Below are 2,875 nucleotides of genomic sequence, written 5' to 3' on the forward strand. Positions count from 1 at the left end.
TCCTCGTTCATCCGCTTTTCGTTGAAGAATGGATTCGACATGGTCCGCTCAGGATATCGCCGGACCCGAGCGGGCTGGTGCCGGTCTCAGCGCAGGTCGTGCGCGCTGAGACCGTCCCACAGATCGACCTCGGGCGGCGCGGTGAGCAGTCCGTGACAGGACTCGGCCATCTCGACCATCAGCGCGGAATCGAAGTGGGCACGTTGTGCGTCGGCGTCGTCCCACTTCTGGATGACGAGCAGGCGACCCGCGACGGTGACGCTCGCACACAGATCGACGTTGCGACATCCCGGCACCATCCGGGTGAGCACGACGTACTTCGAGAGCACGCCGTGGAGGGATTCGGTGTCGTGGGCGTCGAAGCGCATCGTCACCACGGCGAGCTCGATCTCGCCCGCGTCTCCACCTTGGTCACCGTCTCGAGGTTGTCCATCTGTCATAGCGATACTGCCGATCTGTTCATCTGAAGAAGCGATACACACCGACGCGCGTCACAAAGCGAGTTGGGCCGCACCTGCGGCTCGGTATCGTGACCGGCGTCTCGCTGCCTCCTATCACAAACGCTCGATGCGTGTGCGAATGGGAAGCGTCGAGACAGGGTGCCATCCGGCACTCCCGCACACGACACGTCGAAAGAGGTTGCTGGTGGCAAAAGATCGAGTCGAACGGGATGACGAGGACCTCGTCCGTCTCTACCTCACCGACATCGGGCAGTACACGCTGCTCACGAAGGACGACGAGGTGCGACTCGCGAAGGCCATCGAGGCCGGCAACGAGGCCATCGAGCAGCTCGATTCGGGCGGCAAAGAACTCACCGCCGCAAAGAAGCGCGAGCTGCGCCGTACCGCCCGCAAGGGTGAAGAGGCCGAGCGCCAATTCGTCCAATCGAACCTGCGCCTCGTGGTGTCGATCGCCAAGAAGTACCAGGCCTCCGGACTTCCGCTGCTCGACCTCATCCAGGAGGGCAACCTCGGCCTGATGCACGCCGTCGAGAAGTTCGACTGGCGCAAGGGATTCAAGTTCTCGACCTACGCCACCTGGTGGATCCGTCAGGCGATCACCCGCGGCATCGCGAACACCGGACGCACGATCCGCCTGCCGGTGCATGCCGGCGACACGCTCGCCCGTCTGCAGAAGGCGCGCTCCCGCCTCGAACTCAAGTACGGCCGCCCCGCCACGCTGTCCGAGCTGGCGAAGGAAGTCGAGATGCCCGAGGACAAGGTGACCGAGGCGTTGCGCTTCGCCGCCGAGCCGCTCTCGTTGTCCGAGCCACTGCGTGAGGACGGCGATGCCGAACTCGGCGATGTCGTCGAGGACCGCTCGGCCGAGTCGCCCTTCGAGGTCGCAGCGACCGCGCTGCTCCCCGAGGAGATCTCGCGGCTGCTCGCTCCGCTCGACGAGCGCGAGCGTGAGATCCTCAAGCTCCGCTTCGGTCTCGACCGCGGTGAGCCACGGACCCTCGAAGAGGTCGGCGATCACTTCAGCCTCACCCGCGAGCGGATCCGCCAGATCGAGGCCCGCGCGATGAGCAAGCTGCGCCACCCGTCGAGCGACACCGGCGCCCGCGACCTCCTCGCCGTCTGACCGTTACGTAACGGGTCTGACCCGTTACGTAACGCTCTCGACGACGACGTACTTGCTCGCGTCGCCGACCTCGGCTGCGCTCGGCTGTCCGGGTGGGCTGACGACGAACAATGCCCAGTCGCGTGGTGCCAGTTCGAGGCTGAGTTCGCTCGTCGTCGATGCCGTGCCGCCGCGCCAGTCGTAGACGACCGCCTCACGACCCAGGTCGTACCGATCGAGGATCGTCGCGTGCTCGACAGCGGTGTTGATCGCGACGACATACGTCCAGACGCCGTCGGGTGTCGTCGACGTGGTGGTCGCCCACATCAACCGATCGCCGCGTGCTGGACCACCGAACAGCGCGTCATCGATCGCCGAAATCGGCCCGTCCAGTCTCCGAAGCCGGCCGTCCGCATCGCAGACGCGCCCGGTGATCGCGGGATCGGTGCGGCCGATCCGGTCGCCGATTCCCACCGGACCACCCGACAGCGCCGACAGCAGTGCCTCCACGGCCGCGTGCGGGTCGCCGTCGATCGCGTCGTCGCCCTCGGACACGTCGGCATTCGAGAAGAAGCAATCCTTGAAGGCCGGGACACCGAGCGTGTCCGCGAGCCGGTTGACCGTGAGGAACCACGTCCAGAGGAATGCCGGATCGTCAGCGAATCGATAGTCGTCGCAGGTCCGCATCGCGATCACACGGTCGAGTGAGGCGGCGAGCATCATGTCCGCCGGTGTCGCCATGCACCACAGCAGGTCGACACCGGTCGCCGACGCGTGATCGTTGAGCGCCCGTTGCCACCCGGCGGCGCGCCCCGGCCAGCTCCGCAACGCACGAACGCCGAACCAGTACATCAGCATCCAGTCCTGCTCGATCACCGTCGCGCCCCAGCGGGCGGCGTCGTCGAACCACCGCCGGAAGAATGCGGGGTCGATCGGATGTGCGGCGAACTCGTCGATCCACCATTCGTCCGGGCCGGTGACGTACGGCGACGACGGCGCGATGTGGCGGGCGTGCAGGACGAGCGGCGGGCGGTCGAGTCGATCGGACAGCTCGCCGAGTGCGTCACCCACGGCGGGCGGGTAGGCATCCTCCCGAGCGGTCCATGTCGCCATCCCGCTCGGAGGGACCTCTTCGGGGTACCCGATCTCGACGATCGGGCGTGGCGTGACGTGCGGGTAGAACCACGAGTCGAGCTCGACCGCGCGAATCGGCACGTCGTCGGCCCGCAGCCGTTCCACGACCTCGACCACCGAGTCCGCGATCGTGCGGTCGGACTCCGTGCGGTACCAGTAGGCGGCACCGTTGTCGGTC

At 66.7% G+C, this 2,875-nt stretch carries 2 protein-coding genes and 1 pseudogene; 1 reads left to right on the forward strand and 2 read right to left on the reverse strand.

All coding sequences use genetic code 11. The annotated features are described in order from the left end of the window. Positions 1 to 86: 86 nt before the first annotated feature. Positions 87 to 440 (reverse strand): putative quinol monooxygenase, encoded by a 354-nt coding sequence (locus WBV89_RS14175; RefSeq protein ID WP_423982005.1) that lies wholly within the window; start codon positions 438 to 440, stop codon positions 87 to 89. A gap of 205 nt (positions 441 to 645) precedes the next feature. Between WBV89_RS14175 and WBV89_RS14180 the strand changes: the two genes are divergently transcribed. Continuing rightward, the gene (locus tag WBV89_RS14180) at positions 646 to 1,584 is read left to right on the forward strand and encodes a sigma-70 family RNA polymerase sigma factor (protein ID WP_423982006.1); all 939 of its coding nucleotides are present in this window, start codon (positions 646 to 648) and stop codon (positions 1,582 to 1,584) included. A gap of 24 nt (positions 1,585 to 1,608) precedes the next feature. Here the strand turns inward: WBV89_RS14180 and WBV89_RS14185 are convergent. Next, positions 1,609 to 2,875, reverse strand: a pseudogene (locus WBV89_RS14185) (hypothetical protein); the annotation flags it as partial.

The organism is Ilumatobacter sp. (assembly GCF_049588435.1).
GTDB lineage: Bacteria > Actinomycetota > Acidimicrobiia > Acidimicrobiales > Ilumatobacteraceae > Ilumatobacter_A.

Coding starts and splice junctions, on each gene's coding strand:
- WBV89_RS14175 (WP_423982005.1), bottom strand. CDS start 440: ATGACAGATGGACAACCTCGAGACGGTGACCAAGGTGGAGACGCGGGC.